The 18,290-nt window shown below is 66.7% G+C and carries 15 protein-coding genes; 10 read left to right on the plus strand and 5 right to left on the minus strand.

Going from position 1 to position 18,290, the window contains the following annotated elements; translation table 11 throughout:
- Nucleotides 1-72 precede the first annotated feature (72 nt).
- Nucleotides 73-2,811 (minus strand): methionine synthase, encoded by a 2,739-nt coding sequence (gene metH / locus FBZ90_RS25365; RefSeq protein ID WP_246130873.1) that lies wholly within the window; start codon nucleotides 2,809-2,811, stop codon nucleotides 73-75.
- Entirely contained in the window at nucleotides 2,808-3,881 is a 1,074-nt protein-coding gene (locus FBZ90_RS25370) for a homocysteine S-methyltransferase family protein (RefSeq protein ID WP_145736110.1), read from the minus strand. The genes metH and FBZ90_RS25370 overlap by 4 nt, the downstream gene beginning before the upstream one ends.
- A 231-nt stretch (nucleotides 3,882-4,112) precedes the next feature.
- On the opposite strand from FBZ90_RS25370, the gene FBZ90_RS25375 reads away from it, so the two are divergent.
- Both FBZ90_RS25375 and FBZ90_RS25380 read left to right on the plus strand, forming a co-directional pair.
- On the plus strand, nucleotides 4,113-5,339 hold the full coding sequence (locus FBZ90_RS25375; protein WP_276509118.1) for a BaiN/RdsA family NAD(P)/FAD-dependent oxidoreductase: 1,227 nt from the start codon (nucleotides 4,113-4,115) through the stop codon (nucleotides 5,337-5,339).
- A 268-nt stretch (nucleotides 5,340-5,607) separates the two neighbouring features.
- Nucleotides 5,608-7,065: a patatin-like phospholipase family protein gene (locus tag FBZ90_RS25380; RefSeq protein ID WP_186456042.1), complete on the plus strand. Its 1,458-nt coding sequence runs from the start codon at nucleotides 5,608-5,610 to the stop codon at nucleotides 7,063-7,065.
- A gap of 171 nt (nucleotides 7,066-7,236) precedes the next feature.
- Here the strand turns inward: FBZ90_RS25380 and FBZ90_RS25385 are convergent, their stop codons facing one another.
- Entirely contained in the window at nucleotides 7,237-7,722 is a 486-nt protein-coding gene (locus FBZ90_RS25385) for an Lrp/AsnC ligand binding domain-containing protein (RefSeq protein ID WP_145736114.1), read from the minus strand.
- Nucleotides 7,723-7,851: 129 nt separating this feature from the next.
- Between FBZ90_RS25385 and putA the strand changes: the two genes are divergently transcribed.
- Nucleotides 7,852-11,022: a bifunctional proline dehydrogenase/L-glutamate gamma-semialdehyde dehydrogenase PutA gene (gene putA / locus FBZ90_RS25390; protein ID WP_145736115.1), complete on the plus strand. Its 3,171-nt coding sequence runs from the start codon at nucleotides 7,852-7,854 to the stop codon at nucleotides 11,020-11,022.
- Between the two features lie 283 nt (nucleotides 11,023-11,305).
- On the plus strand, nucleotides 11,306-12,031 hold the full coding sequence (locus FBZ90_RS25395; RefSeq protein ID WP_145736117.1) for a response regulator transcription factor: 726 nt from the start codon (nucleotides 11,306-11,308) through the stop codon (nucleotides 12,029-12,031).
- A gap of 80 nt (nucleotides 12,032-12,111) precedes the next feature.
- On the opposite strand, the gene FBZ90_RS25400 is transcribed toward FBZ90_RS25395, so the two are convergent.
- Nucleotides 12,112-12,504, minus strand: a complete 393-nt coding sequence (locus FBZ90_RS25400; protein ID WP_145736119.1) for an Hpt domain-containing protein — start codon at nucleotides 12,502-12,504, stop codon at nucleotides 12,112-12,114.
- 353 nt (nucleotides 12,505-12,857) lie between these two features.
- Between FBZ90_RS25400 and FBZ90_RS25405 the strand changes: the two genes are divergently transcribed.
- The 4 genes from FBZ90_RS25405 to FBZ90_RS25420 all read left to right on the plus strand — a co-directional run bounded on the left by FBZ90_RS25405 (nucleotide 12,858) and on the right by FBZ90_RS25420 (nucleotide 16,603).
- Nucleotides 12,858-13,769, plus strand: a complete 912-nt coding sequence (locus FBZ90_RS25405; protein ID WP_186456043.1) for a peptidoglycan-binding domain-containing protein — start codon at nucleotides 12,858-12,860, stop codon at nucleotides 13,767-13,769.
- 235 nt (nucleotides 13,770-14,004) lie between these two features.
- Complete coding sequence (locus tag FBZ90_RS25410; protein WP_145736123.1) at nucleotides 14,005-15,072, plus strand: Glu/Leu/Phe/Val family dehydrogenase; 1,068 nt, start codon at nucleotides 14,005-14,007, stop codon at nucleotides 15,070-15,072.
- A gap of 196 nt (nucleotides 15,073-15,268) precedes the next feature.
- Nucleotides 15,269-15,634, plus strand: coding sequence for a hypothetical protein (locus tag FBZ90_RS25415; RefSeq protein WP_145736125.1), 366 nt, complete (start codon nucleotides 15,269-15,271; stop codon nucleotides 15,632-15,634).
- 207 nt (nucleotides 15,635-15,841) lie between these two features.
- Nucleotides 15,842-16,603, plus strand: coding sequence for a SapC family protein (locus tag FBZ90_RS25420; protein ID WP_145736126.1), 762 nt, complete (start codon nucleotides 15,842-15,844; stop codon nucleotides 16,601-16,603).
- Nucleotides 16,604-16,714: 111 nt separating this feature from the next.
- Here the strand turns inward: FBZ90_RS25420 and FBZ90_RS25425 are convergent, their stop codons facing one another.
- The gene (locus tag FBZ90_RS25425) at nucleotides 16,715-17,032 is read right to left on the minus strand and encodes a 2Fe-2S iron-sulfur cluster-binding protein (protein ID WP_145736128.1); all 318 of its coding nucleotides are present in this window, start codon (nucleotides 17,030-17,032) and stop codon (nucleotides 16,715-16,717) included.
- A 253-nt stretch (nucleotides 17,033-17,285) separates the two neighbouring features.
- Here FBZ90_RS25425 and FBZ90_RS25430 point away from each other — a divergent pair, with 253 nt between their 5' ends.
- Nucleotides 17,286-17,702 carry an HRDC domain-containing protein gene (locus FBZ90_RS25430; protein WP_145736129.1) on the plus strand — a complete coding sequence of 139 codons (417 nt, stop codon included), beginning with the start codon at nucleotides 17,286-17,288 and terminating at the stop codon, nucleotides 17,700-17,702.
- Nucleotides 17,699-18,202, plus strand: a complete 504-nt coding sequence (locus FBZ90_RS25435; protein ID WP_145736131.1) for a CreA family protein — start codon at nucleotides 17,699-17,701, stop codon at nucleotides 18,200-18,202. Before FBZ90_RS25430 ends, FBZ90_RS25435 begins: the two co-directional genes overlap by 4 nt.
- Nucleotides 18,203-18,290: the final 88 nt, after the last annotated feature.

Below are 18,290 nucleotides of genomic sequence, written 5' to 3' on the forward strand. Positions count from 1 at the left end.
AGGAGGAAACCATAGCGCCACGAGGTCGCGGGATTATGAACGCGACGTGACTGCGACCGCCCGCCGCAGCCCTCATGCCGCCGCCGCGTCCCCGGCGGTAGTGGGCTCATAGTTCAGGTTGGGGGCCAGCCAGCGTTCCATGGTGGCGAGGTCCATGCCCTTGCGCGCGGCATAGTCCGCCACCTGGTCGCGTTCCACCTTGCCCAGGCCGAAATACTTGGCGTCCGGATGGGCGAGATACAGGCCGCTGACGGCGGCGGTGGGGGTCATGGCGTAGCTTTCGGTCAGCGTGACGCCGGCGTTCTTCTCCGCATCCAGCAACTGCCACAGGATGCCCTTCTCCGTATGGTCGGGGCAGGCGGGATAGCCCGGGGCCGGGCGGATGCCGCGGTACTTCTCCGCGATCAGATCCTCGTTGCTCAACGTCTCGCCGGCGGCATAGCCCCACAGTTCGGTGCGCACGCGCTCATGCATGCGCTCCGACAGGGCCTCGGCCAGGCGGTCACCCAGGGCCTTCAGCAGGATGGCGCTGTAGTCGTCGTGCGCCGCCTCGAAGGCCTTGGCCCGTTCCTCCAGCCCGATGCCGGCGGTGACGGCGAAGCCGCCGATCCAGTCGGCGACGCCCGTCTCCTTGGGCGCCACGAAGTCGGCCAGGGCCAGGTGCGGCCGGTCGCGGCCGGCCTCGCGCGCCATCTGCTGGCGCAGGGTATGCAGCGTGGCCGTCACCGTCGCGCGGCCGGCGTCGGCATAGACCTCGATGTCGTCGCCCACGGCGTTGGCGGGCCACAGGCCGATGACGGCGCGGGCCGTCAGCCACTTCTCCCCGATGATCCGCTGCAACATGGCCTGGGCGTCGGCGTAGAGGTTGCGCGCGGCCTCGCCCACCACGGCGTCCTCCAGGATGGCGGGGAAGGTGCCGGCCAGTTCCCAGGCCTGGAAGAAGGGGCGCCAGTCGATGCGCGACACCAGCTCCGCCAGGTCGTAATCCTCGAACACCGTCAGGCCGGGCTTCAGCGGCTGCGGCGCCTCGTATGCCGCCCAGTCCAGCTTGGCGCGGTTGGCGCGGGCGTCGGCGATGGGCAAGCGGGCGCGGTTGGCCTGGGCGCGGGCGTGGGCCTCGCGCATGCGGGCGTAGTCGCCCTTCACATTCTGCATGTAGTCGGCCTTGGCCGCCAGGCTGACCAGGTTGCCGGCCACGCCCACGGCGCGGCTGGCGTCGATGACATGGACGACGGGCCCCTGGTAGACCGGGTCGATCTTGACGGCGGTGTGCACCTTGCTGGTGGTGGCGCCGCCGATCAGCAGCGGCAGGTCGAAGCCCTCGCGCTGCATCTCCTTGGCCACGAACACCATCTCATCCAACGACGGGGTGATCAGGCCGGACAGGCCGATGATGTCGGCCTTTTCCTTGCGCGCCGTCTCCAGAATCTGGGCGCACGGCACCATGACGCCCAGGTCCACGACCTCGTAATTGTTACATTGCAGGACGACGCCGACGATGTTCTTGCCGATGTCGTGCACGTCGCCCTTCACGGTGGCCAGCAGCACCTTGCCGTTGCTGCGGTTGGCGGCGCCGTCCTTCTCCGCCTCGATGAAGGGCAGCAGGTAGGCCACGGCCTTCTTCATGACGCGGGCGGACTTCACCACCTGGGGCAGGAACATCTTGCCGGCGCCAAACAGGTCGCCCACCACGTTCATGCCGTCCATCAGCGGGCCCTCGATGACCGACAGGGGACGGTCGGCGGCTTGGCGCGCCTCCTCCACATCCTCGTCGATCCAGTCGGTCAGGCCATGCACCAGGGCGTGGGTCAGGCGCTGGTTCACCGGCGCCTGGCGCCAGCTGAGGTCCGCTTCCTTCCTGGCGCCGCCGCCCTTGTACTTCTCCGCCACTTCCAGCAGGCGGTCGGTGGCGTCCTCACGGCGGTTGAGGATGACGTCCTCCACCCGCTCGCGCAGCTCGGCCGGGATATCCTCATACACCGGCAGCTCGCCGGCGTTGACGATGCCCATGTCCATGCCGGCGGCGATGGCGTGGTACAGGAACACGGCGTGCATCGCCTGGCGCACCGTCTCGTTGCCGCGGAAGCTGAACGAGACGTTGGACAGGCCGCCGGAGACGTGGGCGCCCGGCAGCTCCGTCCGGATGCGGCGTGTGGCGTTGATGAAGTCGACGGCGTAGTTGTTGTGTTCCTCGATGCCCGTGGCGACGGCGAAGATGTTGGGGTCGAAGATGATGTCTTCGGGGGGGAAGCCAACCTTGTTCACCAGCACGTCATAGCTGCGGCGGCAGATGGCCACCTTGCGCTCCTCCGTGTCGGCCTGGCCTTTCTCGTCGAAGGCCATGACCACCACGGCGGCGCCATAGCGGCGCACCTTGCGGGCCTGGGCAATGAACGCTTCTTCGCCTTCCTTCAGGCTGATGGAATTGACGATGGCTTTGCCCTGGACGTTTTTCAGCCCCGCCTCGATCACGCTCCACTTCGAACTGTCGATCATGACCGGCACGCGGGCGATGTCGGGTTCCGAGGCGATCAGGCGCAGGAAGCGGACCATGGCGGCCTCGCTGTCCAGCATGGCCTCGTCCATGTTCACGTCGATGATCTGGGCGCCGCCCTCCACCTGCTGGCGGGCGACGGCCAGGGCCGCCTCGTAATCGCCGTTCAGGATCAGCTTCTTGAACCTGGCCGATCCGGTGACGTTGGTGCGCTCACCCACATTGATGAAGACGGCGGTGCGGGGCTGGGTCATGGCGGCTGATTCCGGAAGCGAAACGAGGGGCGAGGGCGCTGGGGTCTGGGTGGGGTGGGTCAGAACGCCGGCATCTCGAACGGCTCCAAACCGGCCAGGCGCATGCGCGCCGGGCGGTCGGCCGGCGGCCGCGGGGTGATGCCCTTCACCGCCTCGGCGATGGCGCGGATATGCACGGGGGAGGTGCCGCAGCAGCCGCCGACGATGTTCACCAGCCCGTCGCCGGCCCAGTGGCGCAGCGCGTCGGCCATCTGCTCCGGCGTCTCGTCATAGCCGCCGAACTCGTTGGGCAGGCCGGCGTTGGGATGGGCGCTGACATAGGTGTCGGCGATGCGGCTCAGTTCCTGGACATAGGGACGCATCAGGTCGGCGCCCAGCGCGCAGTTCAGGCCGATGCTCAGCGGTTTCACATGGCGCAGGCTGTTCCAGAAGGCCTCCGTCGTCTGGCCGGACAAAGTGCGGCCGGAGCGGTCGGTGATGGTGCCGGAGATCATGACCGGCAGTTCCAGCCCCTTTTCCTCCAGCACCTCCTCGGCGGCGAACAGGGCGGCCTTGGCGTTCAGGGTGTCGAAGATGGTTTCAACCAGCAGCATGTCGACGCCGCCGTCAATCAGGCCCTCCACCTGGGTGCGATAGGCGGCGCGCAGCTCATCGAAGTCGACATTGCGGAAGCCGGGGTCGGTCACCACCGGACTGATGGAGGCGGTGCGGTTGGTCGGACCGATGGCGCCGGCGACATAGCGTGGGCGCGACGGGTCGGCATCCTCCAGCGCGTCGCCGGCGGCGCGAGCCAGGGCGGCGCCGGCCTTGTTGAACTCGTACGCCAGATCCTCCATGCCGTAATCGGCCAGGCTGATGCTGGTGGAATTGAAGGTGTTGGTCTCGACGATGTCGGCGCCGGCGTCGAAATACTGCTGGTGGATTTCGCGCACGATCTGCGGCTGGGTCAGGTTCAGCAGGTCGTTGTTGCCGCGCACGTCGCGGTGCCAGTCCTTGAACCGCTCCCCGCGATAGCCGGCCTCATCCAGCTTGTAGCCCTGGATCATGGTGCCCATGGCGCCATCCAGCACCAAGATGCGCTGCTTCAGCAGATCCGGCAGGCGGGCCAGGCGTTCGGAACGGGTCAGGGCCATGATCGCGTACTCCACCGACGGGCCTTCGGGCATCGAAGCAGCCGGTTCTCAGGTAACAATGTTCGCCACCCTAGTGATGTGGGGATACAGATGCAAACATAAAGATGTCTTTATGTGATGCGTCGGGCGCAGGCGCCCCGCGCTTTTGCGCGGACGCCGCCCCGGCGCGCATTGACGGCGGCGGGTCGCCATGCCTAGAAGCGGCTAAGAGTGTTGAGAAAGGGTTGAGCGGTGCCGCAAACGGCGGAAAAAGCGGGACGGGGACGCCCATCGGTCGCCATCATCGGTGCCGGCCCCGCCGGCCTCATGGCGGCCGAGGCGTTGGCCGGCAAGGGCATCGCCGTCACCGTCTATGACGCCATGCCGTCACCTGCGCGCAAGTTCCTGATGGCCGGGCGCGGCGGCCTGAACATCACCCATTCCGAACCGCTGGACCGCTTTCTCACCCGCTATGGCGCGGCAGCGCCGGTGGTGGCGCCGTGGATCAGGCGCTTCACGCCGGACGACCTGCGCGCCTGGGTGCATGGCTTGGGTATCGAGACTTTCGTCGGCAGCAGCGGCCGCGTCTTTCCCGTGGGCCTCAAGGCCTCCCCCCTGCTGCGCGCCTGGCTGCGCCGGCTGGATGGGCTGGGCGTGACGTTGAAGCCCCGCCACCGCTGGACCGGATGGACCGACGGCGGCGCGCTGGCCTTCGACACGCCGGAGGGGCCGCTGGCGGTGGCGGCGGACGCCACCCTGTTGGCCCTGGGCGGCGCCAGCTGGCCGCGCCTGGGCTCCGACGGCGGTTGGGCGCCCTTGTTGGCGGCGAAGGGCATCGACCTCGCCCCCTTCCGCGCCGCCAACGCCGGCTTCGACGTCGCCTGGTCCCCCGCCTTCGTCGCGCGGGCGGAGGGCCGGCCCCTGAAGCGCATCGCCCTGTCCTTCGCCGGCCAGACCAGCCGGGGGGAGGCGGTGGTGACCCGCACCGGCCTGGAGGGCGGCGCCCTCTACGCCCTGGGCGCGCCGCTGCGGGAGGCCATCGCCCGCGACGGCCAAGCGGTGCTGCACATCGACCTCAAGCCCGATTTGGACCTGGCCACTATGGCGGAGCGTTTGGCGAAGGCGCCGCCGTCCGAAAGCCTGAAGAACCGCCTGCGCAAGGCCCTGGGGCTGGAGGGAGTCATCCCCGCCCTGCTGCGGGAAGGCGCCATGCCCGCCGAGCTCGCCACCCCTGCGGCGCTGGCCGCCCGCCTCAAGGCCCTGCCCATCACGCTCACGGGCATTCGGGACCTCGACCGCGCCATCTCCACCGCCGGCGGCATCAAGCTGACCGAACTGGACGAGCACCTGATGCTGCGCCGCCTGCCCGGCGTCTTCGCCGTGGGCGAGATGCTGGACTGGGAAGCGCCCACCGGTGGCTACCTGCTGCAGGCCTGCTTCAGCGGGGCCTTGGTGGCGGCGGAGGGGGCAGCCGGTTGAACGGGTGGTGGTTAAGAGCCCGTTCCGCTTAATTGGAACACCGTCAGGCCCATCCTTTCCATAGTTGCGGCTATACGCCGACGCCGAGGCGCGGCATCGCCCCAAGCAGGACAGATGATGGCGCGTGTCCAACGCGTCCGACGTGTCCGGAAAACGGCCGGATGACTCGTTGGTCTATGTAAGGCATTGGAAGTAAATGATTAGTAGCTTGGCACGGTTCATGCCAATGGGGCAGGCATCGAAACCAGCCGTGCCAGGGACGTTACCAATGACCATTCCAGCCCTACAGCCCACCCCGTCTGCGACGCTTCAGAAGAAGCTGGCGGATGGTACTCCGATTAACATTCTGACGATCGATGGCGGCGCGTTGCGCGGCATCGTACCCGCGACACTTCTTTCCTTCTTGGATGGAAGCTACGGCAACATTGCCGATTTTTCGGGGTCAAATATATCATCTGACGGAATTAAGCCGCCTTCCGGCCCCACTGTCGGTGTTTCTACTGGATCGAAATCGCTGGCGGAATGCTTTGACCTTATCGTGGGCACCTCTGCTGGCGGGTTGTTGACCGTCGGCATGACCGTACCCAAGCTCAATGGCGACACCTGCCAGGCGGCGGATCTGGTCAACCTGTTTTATAATCAGGGCAGCACGATATTTCCTATGCCTTCGGCCCCGGTCGACCCGTTGCTGTTGAGCGGTCCGATGTTCAACAACACCGGCCTTATCAAGACCATCGCTGGTGCGCCGGCAAACCAGTCAGCGAATGTGGACGGCTGGGGATCTCCCAGCAGTCTCGCAGTCAACAATCTTTCCACCAGCAGTTATTATGATGGCGCGTTCAATACCCTGAACCAAGCTGCAACGAGCGTCATGATCTCGACGTTCAACAATGGGTCCAGCCCCAGTGCTGGCGCGACGACGAATCAGATCGACGCGTCGACCCCGTGGGGACCGTTGTTTATAAACAACGACACGACGCTTGCCGGCTCGACCACCGAGAATCCCCTGTATGTAAGCGCGCTGCAGGCGTGCTTAATGACCAGTGCTTTCCCCATGCTGCTTCCGCCAGTGCCTTACGATCTGAACTTTACCGGCGCCTCCGAGCAAGATAATTACTTTCTCGATGGTGGGGTCTGGGCGGGCAATCCGGCTTTGGCCACCTACATGTGGGCCGTCAGTAATGGCTTTAAGATCGGCACCATGATCTCGCTTGGTTGCGGTCAGCCGCCCAGCGCCATCACTGCTCCGGGATATACGACCGCTCAGGCATACGGTGCTGGTGTGGCCTGGGCTTTAGTCCAGAGCCTGCCGAAGGGTGCAGCTGAAGTGGTCAATGGGGCGTTCAAGCTTGCGAATATCAGCACCGAGCCCGGATGGCTCATGACAGCCAGACAGTCATCTGCGGCCAAAACCGGGTCAAGCAACAATACAGTCAACTATATAAGCGATGAAGGAGAGTTGTCCTCTCTGTTGAGTGAGGGTGCTGCAGATTGGACGATGCAGTTTCTCACTTCAGCGATCGCCCAACAGAAAACGCCCGGCAACTTCTATCGCATCGATCCAGAGCTGTCGACCGGCCTCCCAGCCTACTGCAGTTCACAGGAGAGCGCGCTGCAGAGCTGGATCACGTCGGCGGCCTCCGCCCTGTTGGAAAATTCTGGCGGCACTTATTCCCTCTCGTCCACGTGGAAGAGCATCATCGCCGCTCTGAACCCCGCAAGCTAAGTCGGGAGACTTATATGCGCTAATTCGTTACAGCGGAGGTTGGCTTTGCTGCCACATCCGCCACGGCTGTTATAATCAGGCCTCAATTCAGTTCTTCCGAAGTCGCGGCTGCCGTCAACTGATGATCCGGTGACGTGTAGCCGCGATTTACGATACTTCCATTATGGCACACTACCGCACCGGCACGGGTATGGCCGCCGTCGATTTCACCTCCTCCATCACCATATAGGTGTGGGTCTGGGCGACGCCCGGGATGCTGGACAGCTTGTCGCCCAGGAAGGCGCGGTACGCTGCCATGTCGGCCACCCGCACCTTGATGAGATAGTCGAAGCCGCCGGCCACCATGTGGCATTCCTGGATCTCGTCCATGGGGGCGATGGCGTCGGCGAAGATTTTGAAGACGTCGGGGCTGGTGCGGTCCAGCCGCACCTCGATGAAGGCCATCAGGCTGCGGCCCAGCCGTTCCGGGTCCAGCCGCGCCGCATAGCCCCGGATATAGCCGTCGCGTTCCAGGCGCCGCACCCGCTCCAGGCACGGGGTGGGGGACAGGTTCACACGGCGGGACAGCTCCACGTTCGACAGGCGCCCATCCTCCTGCAGGATGCGCAGGATGTTCAGGTCGATGCGGTCCAACTGGTCAGCGGTTTGGCGGGTCATATTTTCATCGTCCGAAGGGCCCCATGGCCGGATGATATACTGAAAAATGCCCTAAATTGGCGGGAAATATGCCGGTGATCTCGCCATAATCCGCGACATCAACCGCCCACCCCAGCCCCAGGCAGTGTCATGTACCAGGCGACCGCCCCGTCCAGCTCTTCCTCCCCGGCCACGCCCGATCTTGACGGCCCCCGCGCGGCCCTGCGCCGGGCCAAGCATGTGAATGAGGAGACGGCGGTGCGCGCCCTGCTGGCGGCGCACGGCCTGACGACGCAGGAGCGGCGGGCCATCGACGCCCAGGCGGTGGATGTGGTGAACGCCGCCCGCGCCCGCCGGTCGGAGCTGGGGCCGCTCGACGCCTTCATGCAGGAGTTCGGCCTGTCCAACCAGGAGGGCATCGCCCTCATGTGCATCGCCGAGTGCCTGCTGCGCATCGCGGACCCGGCCACGGCCGACCGGCTGATCGCCGAGAAGATCACGAAAGGCCAGTGGGACCAGCACCTGGGCCAATCCGACAGCGCCTTCGTCAACGCCGCCGCCTGGGGCCTGATGCTGACCGGCCGGGTGGTGGAGGTCGACACCAAGAAGCAGGGGGACGCCCCCGGCCTGCTGCGCCGCCTGGTCCAGCGCTCGGGTGAGCCCGTCATCCGCGCCGCCATGATGAAGGCCATGCGCGTCATGGGCGAACACTTCGTCATGGGCCGCACCATCGCCGAGGCGGTGGCCGAGGCGAAAAAGGCCAAGCCCGAGGGAACCGTCCATTCCTATGACATGCTGGGCGAGGGGGCGCGCACCTGGGAACAGGCGGACCGCTACCAGGCGTCATACCTCAACGCCATCGACACGGTGGGCAAGGCGGCGGCCGGCCGCGGCCCTTACGCCGCCCCCGGCGTCTCCATCAAGCTGTCGGCCCTGCACCCGCGCTATGTCTTCGCCAAGCGCGCCGACGTCATGGCCCAGCTGCTGCCCCGGGTGAAGGACCTGTGCCTGGCGGCCAAGCGCTGGGACATCAACCTGACCATCGACGCCGAAGAGGCGGACCGCCTGGACATCTCGCTGGACCTGCTGGAGGCACTGGCGCGCGATGGCGACCTCGCCGGCTGGAACGGCCTGGGCTTGGCCATCCAGGCCTATCAGAAGCGCACCGCCCACCTGGTCGACTGGCTGGCGGCGCTGGCCCGTTCCGCCGGGCGCCGGCTGATGGTGCGCCTGGTGAAGGGCGCCTATTGGGACACGGAGATCAAATTCTCCCAGACCCAGGGCCACGCCGACTATCCCGTCTACACCAAAAAGGCGGCGACGGACCTCAGCTACCTGGTGTGCGCGCGGCGGATGCTGGCGGCCAAGGACGCCATTTATCCGCAGTTCGCCACCCACAACGCCTACACCATCGCCGCCATCCTGCACCTGGCGGGCGACAACCGCGACCTGGAGTTCCAGCGCCTGCACGGCATGGGCGACCTGCTGTACGCCGCCGCGCGGGACCGTCTGAAGAACGTGCCGCGCGTGCGCATCTACGCGCCCGTCGGCACGCATGAGGACCTGCTGCCCTATCTCGTCCGCCGTCTCCTGGAGAACGGCGCCAACAGCAACTTCGTCAACGCCTACATGGACCCGGCCATTCCGGTGGGCCAGGTGGTTGCCGACCCGATCGCCCTTTTGGAGGCTTTGCCCGTGCTGCGCCATGCCGGTATCCCCACCCCCGACAAGCTCTATGGTGACGACCGCGCCAACTCCCGCGGTGTCGACCTGACGGATGAGGCCACGGTGCGGACCCTGCGCGCCGGCATCGACGCCGCCCTGGCCCAGGCCTGGACGGCCGCCCCCATCGTCGGTGGCCAGGACGTGGCCGGCCAGAAGGCCCGGCCGGTGCTGGACCCGTCCGACCGCACCCGCACGGTGGGCACCACCGCCGACGCCACGGCGGAGCATATCGATCGCGCCCTGGCGCTGGCCGCCAAGGCCCAGCCCGGCTGGGACGCCCTGGGCGGCGAGGGCCGCGCCCGCATCCTGGACGCCATGGGCGACGCGCTGGAGGCCGACACCCCGGCCCTGCTGGGCATCCTGATCCGCGAGGCGGGCAAGACCTGGGGCGACGCCGTCGCCGAGGTGCGCGAGGCGGTGGATTTCTGCCGCTACTACGCCGACCTCGCCCGCAAGCAGTTCGGCGCGCCCACACGCCTGCCGGGCCCGACGGGCGAGAGCAACGAACTGTCGCTGCATGGCCGCGGCACCTTCGTCTGCATCAGCCCGTGGAACTTCCCGCTGGCCATCTTCACCGGCCAGGTGGCGGCCGCCCTGGCCGCCGGCAACGCCGTGGCGGCCAAGCCGGCGGAGCAGACCACCCTGGTCGGCGCCCGCGCCGTGCGCCTGTTCCACAAGGCCGGCGTGCCGGGTGACATCCTGCACCTGCTGCCGGGCGATGGCGAAACGGTGGGCGCCGCCCTGGTGGCCGACGCCCGCATCGGCGGCGTGGCCTTCACCGGCTCCACCGAGACCGCCCGCCTGATCAACCGGGCCTTGGCCGCCCGCGACGGCGCCATCGTTCCCCTGATCGCCGAGACCGGCGGCCAGAACGCCATGATCGTCGACAGCACCGCCCTGCTGGAGCAGGTGGTGGACGACTGCATCACCTCCGCCTTCCAGTCGGCCGGGCAGCGCTGCTCCGCCATGCGCGTCCTGTTCGTGCAGGACGACGTGGCCGACCAGATGGCGCATCTGCTGAAGGGCGCCATGCAACTGGTCACCCTGGGCGATCCGCTGGATCTGGCCACCGACGTTGGGCCCATCATCGATGAGGACGCCCGTAAGATCCTGGTGGCCCATGCCGCGCGCATGGACCGCGAGGCCAAGCTGGTCCACGCCTGCGACCCCGGCGCGGATCTCGCCAACGGCACCTTCTTCGGGCCACGCCTCTATGAGATCGACAGCCTGAAGCGCCTGCCGCGCGAGGTGTTCGGCCCCATCCTGCACCTGGTGCGGTGGAAGGCCGACAGCCTGGACCAGGTGCTGGCCGACATCGATGCCACTGGCTATGGCCTGACCCTGGGCGTCCACAGCCGGCTGGAGGGTCGGGCGCAGGAGATCTTCAAGCGCCTGAACTGCGGCAATACCTACATCAACCGCAACATGGTGGGCGCCGTCGTCGGCGTGCAGCCCTTCGGCGGCCACGGCCTGTCCGGCACGGGCCCCAAGGCCGGCGGCCCGCACTATCTGCTGCGCTTCGCCACGGAAAAAACCTTGACCGTCAACATCACCGCCTTCGGCGGCAATGCCGACCTGCTGGGGCTGGGCGGCTGACCACTTACCTCTTCCTCCTCAAGACTCGGGCAAAGACTCGGGCTTGACGATCCTCCGGCGGTAGGGTCCGGCATGGGGCGGGTGCTCGCGGTGATTGTCCGCGATGCCCGCCCTATGCTTTTTTGGATAGGTTTCGTGGCTTCGCCTCGGCCTTTTTCCCTATGAAAAGGCCATACGGCCTTGGTTCGCCAGGGACTTGCGTTAACAGGCCGCGAGAGACATTCTGTCGCCAACGTCCGGCGGTGCATTTGGGGCAATGGCCGGCAGGGGGGTTGGAAGAGTCATGACGGAGAGTGTGGAAGCGCCGCTGGTCCTGATCGTTGAGGACGAGCCGGCGACCAGGGCCTTGCTGGCAGGGTACTTTCATCAGGCCGGGTTCATGATCGCCGAGGCCGCCAATGGCAAGCAGACGCGGGAAGCCATCATCCGGCAGCCCCCCGACCTCGTGCTGTTGGATATCGAGCTGCCGGACGAGGACGGGTTTTCCATCGCCCGCGACATCCGCGAGATCTCCAACGTCGGCATCATCATCGTCACCCGCAGGGCCAATGAGGACGACCGCGTCTTCGGTTTGGAAACCGGTGGCGATGACTATGTGACCAAGCCGCCCAACCCTCGTGAGCTGCTGGCCCGCGCGCGCAACCTGCTGCGCCGCACCCATCCCAGCAAGATGCGGCGGGCCGAAGGCACGGTGCGCCGCTTCGGCGGCTGGACCATCGATTTGGCGCGTCGCCGCCTGATCGATCCGCAGGGCATGGAAGTGCGCGTGACGCGCGGTGAATTCGAACTGCTGGCGCTGCTGGTCCGTTCGGGCGGCCGGGTGGTCACCCGCGACCAGCTGATCGACGCCGTCAGCGGCACCGACCGCAACCCCAGCGACCGCACCATCGATGTGCTGGTCAGCCGCCTGCGGCGCAAGATGAACGACGGCGGCGCCCAGCCGCGTCTGATCCTGACGGAGAAGGGCTTGGGCTACCGCCTGGGCGCCGACGTCACCGGCCCGGTGTAAGCCGCCTCTCTCCGCATGCCCTGGGTTTGAGCACGATCGGGCCCGATCCTTTTCGGATTGGGCCTGACCCGTGTCCGTCATCAGCCCTTGAGGCCGGCGCGGAATTCCTCCAGCGCCTTCAGGTCGCTGTTCACACGCGCCAGCAGGCGGGTCGCCTCGCGCAGACCCTCCTCACTCTGCCCTTGGCGCAAGGCGTGTTCCGCCTTTTTGGCCTGCGCCGACAGGGCGGCCAGGCCCACGGTCTGGGCGCCGCCACCCAGGCGATGGATCAGCCGCTGCAGCAGCGGCAGATCCTGCGCCTCCAGTGCCGCCTGCACGGCGGCCACGCTGCTCGGCGCATCCTCCAGATATTTCTCCGCGATCTGGCGGACCAAATCGACGCCCAGGTCGTTCATGTGGGCGGTCAGAACGCCACGGTCCAGAACGGGCGTGTCTTCAAGTTGCCAGTTTTCGGTTTCGGGATGCGCGGTCATAGGCCTTTTCCGTTAGTTCGCTTGGTTTATTATGTTATTTGGCATGCGCCACGGGGGTCTTGGGGCCGCCCGTGCCATTATTTACCCACAATCCGGGGTGATTTTGGCAACGCTTATAGTCGCATGGTCATCATGTCGCCGTCAGGCATACCCAATTGGTCTTGATGCTCCTCCGGTTCCGGCGGCACCGTCTTTCCGGTGCAATGCAGCATGCACGGGGGTCGGCGGCTAAAATGCGCATGGCAAAGCGGCATGAATTGTAACACGCTTGGGACAGCCGCGGCCCGTTGATTTGCCCGGTGCTTGCTCCCATCAGGCCGCCTTGCATGACCTGGAAAAAGGATCGTTTCACGATGTCCAACGCCCGCCGGCCCCTGTTCGCCTCTGCCATCCTGGCGGTGATGCTGACCACGGCCGGCGCCGGCCAGGCGTGGGCCGCCCCTGCCGACGCCAACGGGGGGGAGCCCAACAGCGCCACCATCCAGTGGGCCCAGAACATCCTGAAGGAAAAAGAGCTGTATGAGGGGCGCGCCACCTCGCGCATGGACCCGCCGACCATCGCGGCCTTGCGCCAGTACCAGAAGGCCGAGGGCTTGAAGGTGACGGGCAAGCTGGACCAGGACACCATCGCCCGCATGATGGAAGGCCGTCCGGTGGACAAGACGGTGGGCAACCTGGCCGACCCCACCAGCCGCGCCAGGGCCTCGCAACCGCGCCTGAAGGAGGAGGATGTGCAGCCCCGGGCCGCCCGCTCCGCCGTTGGCGTCGAGCGCGGCCCCCAGGGCCAGGAAAGCACCGTGCTGAGCGTGTCGCGCACCCCGACCGCCACGCCTTCCGCCACGCCTTCCGCCCCTGCCGATTTGCCGCCGCCCTCCGTGACCCAACGTCCCGGCGACGCCCCGGCGGCCTCGACCACCGGGCAGGACGCGTCCAGCCCCACCGGTGCCGGCCGCATCGCAGTGGAGACGCAGTCGACCGGCGACACGCCGGAACAGGCGGCGACCGAGATCACCGCCCCGGATTGGGCGCGCAACGCGCTTCTGGGCTTCGTTGGCGCCTTGTTCGCGCTGATGGCTGGCATCTGGTGGTGGAGCGGCCGCCGCCCCAGCCGCAAGGCGCCCAAGCGCGGCCGCTCCGCCGACGCGCGGCGTGAGCCGTCGCTGAGCGGGGAGGATAGCCGCCTTCCCGACGGCCGAGTCATGCCCCGCCTGGGGGATGGCGCCGCCCGTCCTAGCCGCCCGCCGGGACTGCGCGTCGGCCGCTGACGGGCCTTTCCCCGCCAAGGCGGCCGCTCTCGGGCGGGCGCGACAGGACATTACGCGGTGGACACCTGCGGGTTCGCCAAAGCTGCGCCGCGCAATAAAACAACGAAATCGACCCGGCCCGTCCAGCCCCCTAAGCTTCGTCGCGCAGACAGTTCCGCCCCCGTCCTATGGGAAGAGGGGCCGGATCACCGGCCCGGCGCCCTTGGTCCCGGGCACCAGGCAGGAGAGTGCCCCCATGCTGTTCGACGCTCCGGATTTCGATAATCACGAGCTGGTCCTGTTCGGCCGTGACCCGGAGAGTGGCCTGAAGGCCATCATCGCCGTCCATGACACCACCATGGGGCCCGCCTGCGGCGGCTGCCGTATGTGGCCGTACGCGACCGAGGCCGACGCCGTGAAGGACGTCCTGCGCCTGTCGCGCGGCATGAGCTACAAGAACGTCATGGCGGGCCTGCCCTTGGGGGGCGGCAAGTCGGTGCTGATCGGCGACCCCAAGACCGCCAAGTCCGACGCCCTGTTCCGCGCCTTCGGCCGCATGGTGGAAAGCCTGGGCGGCCGCTACATCGCGGCGGAGGACGTGGGCATCACCGTTGCCGACGTGCAGGTCATGGGTCGTGAAACCAAGCATGTGGCCGGCCTGAACCACGGCGCCGCCGCCAGCGGCGATCCGTCGCCCTTCACCGCCTATGGTGTCTATCTGGGCATCAAGGCGGCGGTGCAGCACCGCCTGGGCACGGACAGCCTGAAGGGCGTGCGCGTGGCCGTGCAGGGCCTGGGCAATGTGGGCAGCCACCTGTGCCAGCGCCTGGCGGATGACGGCGCCATCCTGGTCGTCAGCGATATCTTCGCCGACCAGGTGAAGCGCGTAGTCGACCGCCATGGCGCCACGGCCGTGGACCCGTCGGTCATCCATGCCCAGGATGTCGACGTCTTCGCCCCCTGCGCCCTGGGCGGCGTGTTGAACGAGCTGTCGCTGCCCCAGCTGAAGGCCAAGGTGGTGGCCGGCGGCGCCAACAACCAGCTGTCGGTGGACGCCGTGGGTCGCCAGCTGCGCGGCCTGGGCATCCTGTACGCCCCCGACTATGTCATCAATGGCGGCGGTATCATCAACGTGGCCGGCGAGGTGGGCGGCGCCTACAGCAAGGACGCCATCCTGTCCAAGGTGGAGGCTATCCATGGCACGCTGGCGGATATTTTCCGCCGCGCCGACGCCGAGGACCGTCCCACCAACGAGGTCGCCGACCAGATGGCGCGGGAGCGCCTGGCCGCCGGTCGCGCCCAGGGCATGGCCAAGGTCGCCTGATCCCCATCCATACCCATGACGCTGAGGGCCGGTGCCTGCCAGGGTGACTTGGTGGGTGCCGGCCTTTTTCGTTATGGGCCAGGATGATTATGATCCTTGCGATGGGGTGACTTGGCGGACGCGTCGCCTATATGATGCCGCGCCCCAACTCAGGGGCGGCCCCACTCTGGGGTTAATGTATCCAAGGGGACGGTGCATGCAGGAATTGCGGGCGATCAGCTTCACGGACCGGGAGCTGACGACGGCGATCGTGGAATTCACGGGCCGTCTCAACCGCAAGCTGCCCGTGGGCATGGTCAAGGACCCCGTCATCGTCGAGGGGCCCCCGGTAACCGTCCAACTGCCCATCGAGGACGACTACGGCACGGTGTTCGAAACCAGCTACGCCGAGATGGAAGTGGCGGCGGCCCTGGTGAACTACTGCATGACCCGGAAGATTCGCATCCCCGCCAAGGCGGAGAAGGTGCTGCAGGTCATGTCCGGCTCAGCCACGCTGGTCATTTGGCTGGGTGAGCAGGAGGGGGGGGCCAAGCGCGTCAAGGCCATGCTGCGCAGCCGGTGAACCCCCGTTGTGCTCCGCGGCGGGCCGCGCCGCCTCCTGGCGGCGTCACATCTTGTCACGCGCTGAAGTCATGGCTGGGTCGCGGCGCTGTTGACTTGCGCATACAATTCCGGCACTTCAAAGCCCATCCTGTCGGGGGAGAGGGCGCGCGTGTCAGGGTCCAATTCCCAGTCAGTGGAATTTAACCGGTAAATCAGGACTTTTGCCATGACCGACGCCGCCGCCGCCAACGATGCCGGCCAGATGCCCCCGTTCTATCGGGAGCCCGTTCCCGTCGACATCAGCCGTCACCGTGACTGGAAGCTGAAGCAGCAGCGTACGTTCTCCTATGCCGCCGGCGCCAACGCCATTCCGATCGTGGGTGAGGAGTTCATCTCCCTCAACGGCCACTATCCCATCGTCTTCACCTTGGGCAACAACCCGGCCGCCGTGGTGCTGACCGGTGTGCGCCCGGACGAGAACCTGTTCGTGGACGCCGAGGGCAACTGGCGTAAGAACACGCCGATCCCGGCCTATGTCCGCCGCTATCCCTTCCTGATGATGGAGACGCCGGACCGTGAGCGCCTGGTGCTGTGCCTGGAAGAGGACGCCAACCTGGTGGGTCCGGACGGCGACGTCCCCCTGTTCGAGGGTGACAAGGCCGGCCCGGCGGGCAACGACGCCCTGAACTTCTGCGCCACCTTCAACCAGTCCGCCGTCGCCACCAGCGCCTTCTGCAAGGAACTGTTCGACCGTGGCCTGCTGGTGGAACAGCGCCTGGACCTGACGCTGTCGCACGACAACAGCCGCATGACGCTGACCGGCTTCACCATCATCGATGAGAAGAAGTTCAACGAGCTGCCGGACGACGTGTTCCTGGAGTGGCGCAAGCGTGGCTACCTGGGCCTAGTCTACTCCCACTTCATCTCGCTGTCCCGCTGGAGCATCCTGGCGGAACTGGCGTCCGAGCGGGTGCTGGCTTCCAAGTAAGGCCCCCCCGGCCATTGAGCCGGCGTGGTGAAAAGCGAAGGGCGCGGCACCTGTCCAAGGTCCGCGCCCTTCGTTTTTTGGCGCCCTTCGTTTTTAGCGATGCCGCCCGCTTCAGCGGCGGGGCAGCAGGGTCACGCGCAGGCCGTCAAGCTCGGCCCTGAAATCGATCTGGCAGGACAGGCGCGACCGGCCCGGCTGGTAGCTCGCCTCCTCCTCCAGCAGCGCCTGCTCATCTAGGCTGGGGGTCGCGAGCCGGGCGGCCCAGTCTGGGTCCACCAGGACGTGGCAGGTGGCGCAGGCGCAAGAGCCGCCGCAATCGGCGTCCAGCGGCAAGTCGTGATCGCACAGGTTCTCCATGAGGGAGGCCTTCACGTCCCCCTCGAGGACGTGCTCCGCGCCATCGGCGTCGATAACGTGGATCGTGGGCATGGTCGTTTTCCCTTTAGCGGCGGCGGCGGCACCGGTGTTGCGTCGGCCGATGAACGATCTGGCTGCTATTAGTGAAATCCGCCCGCGGGCGCGAGGCGAAAAACCGCAAACCCAACCCGAAAAACCAACGCGTCGGGACCTCAGCCCCCTGTAAAGCGGCCCGGCCTCGGTTATATTGCCACTTATCCACGGAAGCGGCCCGCCGGCCTCGGCGCCGGGCGGACCATCCGGGCTACTCTGACCGGGACTGGGCATGACCTTGGAAATCCGCACCTTCTCCATCCGTGACGCCGTGCATGACGAGGACGAGACTCGCCTGGCCTCGTTCCTGCGCACGGTGGAAGTCTCGCGCATCGATACCGCCTATGCCGACGGCGCCTGGCGGGTGCTGGTCCAATACCGCGACCTGCGCCGCAAGGAGGAAACCGCCCAGATCGAGTCGGCCATCATATCGGCCATCAACAGCTGGCGCACCGACGTCGCCAAGGCGCTGGGCGTGGACAAGGAGGAGATCCTGTCCAACAGCGTGGTGGCGGAGATCGCCCGCTACGCCCCCACGACGGAAATCGAGCTGTCGGTCATCAGCAACGCCGCCGGGTTCGATGTGGCCGGCCGTGGCGGCCAGATCGTCCAGATCGTCCGCCAGACCATGGAAGAGTTGACCAATTGAGGCGCCTGCTGGCGGCGGGGGCTGTCGCGGCCCTGGTGGTGGGCCTTTCCGTCGTGCCCGGCGCGGCGCGGGCCGATGAAGTGGGGTCGTTCAGCAACGATTGGACAGGTAACGAGCTGACGGTGGAGGCCGTGCCCGACCCCGACATCCAAGGGGTCACCTGCCACATCGTCAGTTTCTCCCGCAGCGTCATCGACCGGCTGCGCAAGGGCAACTGGTTCGAGGATCCGTCCAACACCTCGATCTCGTGCCGGCAGACCGGCCCTATCGTCATCGGCAAGATCGACACCTCCAAGCATGGGGAGGAGGTGTTTTCCGAGCGCAAAAGCCTGATCTTCAAGTCCATCGCCGTCCGGCGCATCTATGACCGGGCCAACGACACCCTGATCTATGTCGTTTACAGCCGGCAGGTGAAGGACGCGTCGGCCAAGATGGCCATTTCCACTGTACCCTTGTTCAGCGCCAACCCCACCTGGACCAAGGGCAAGCCGGACCGTTAACCCCCTGTTCAACCGGGATAAAAAAGCAGCCCACTTCCCCGGTAGGCATACATCATTCGGTTGACTACCCGCTTGTGCGACGTCACCT

The organism is Nitrospirillum pindoramense, from assembly GCF_007827955.1.
Classification (GTDB): domain Bacteria; phylum Pseudomonadota; class Alphaproteobacteria; order Azospirillales; family Azospirillaceae; genus Nitrospirillum; species Nitrospirillum amazonense_B.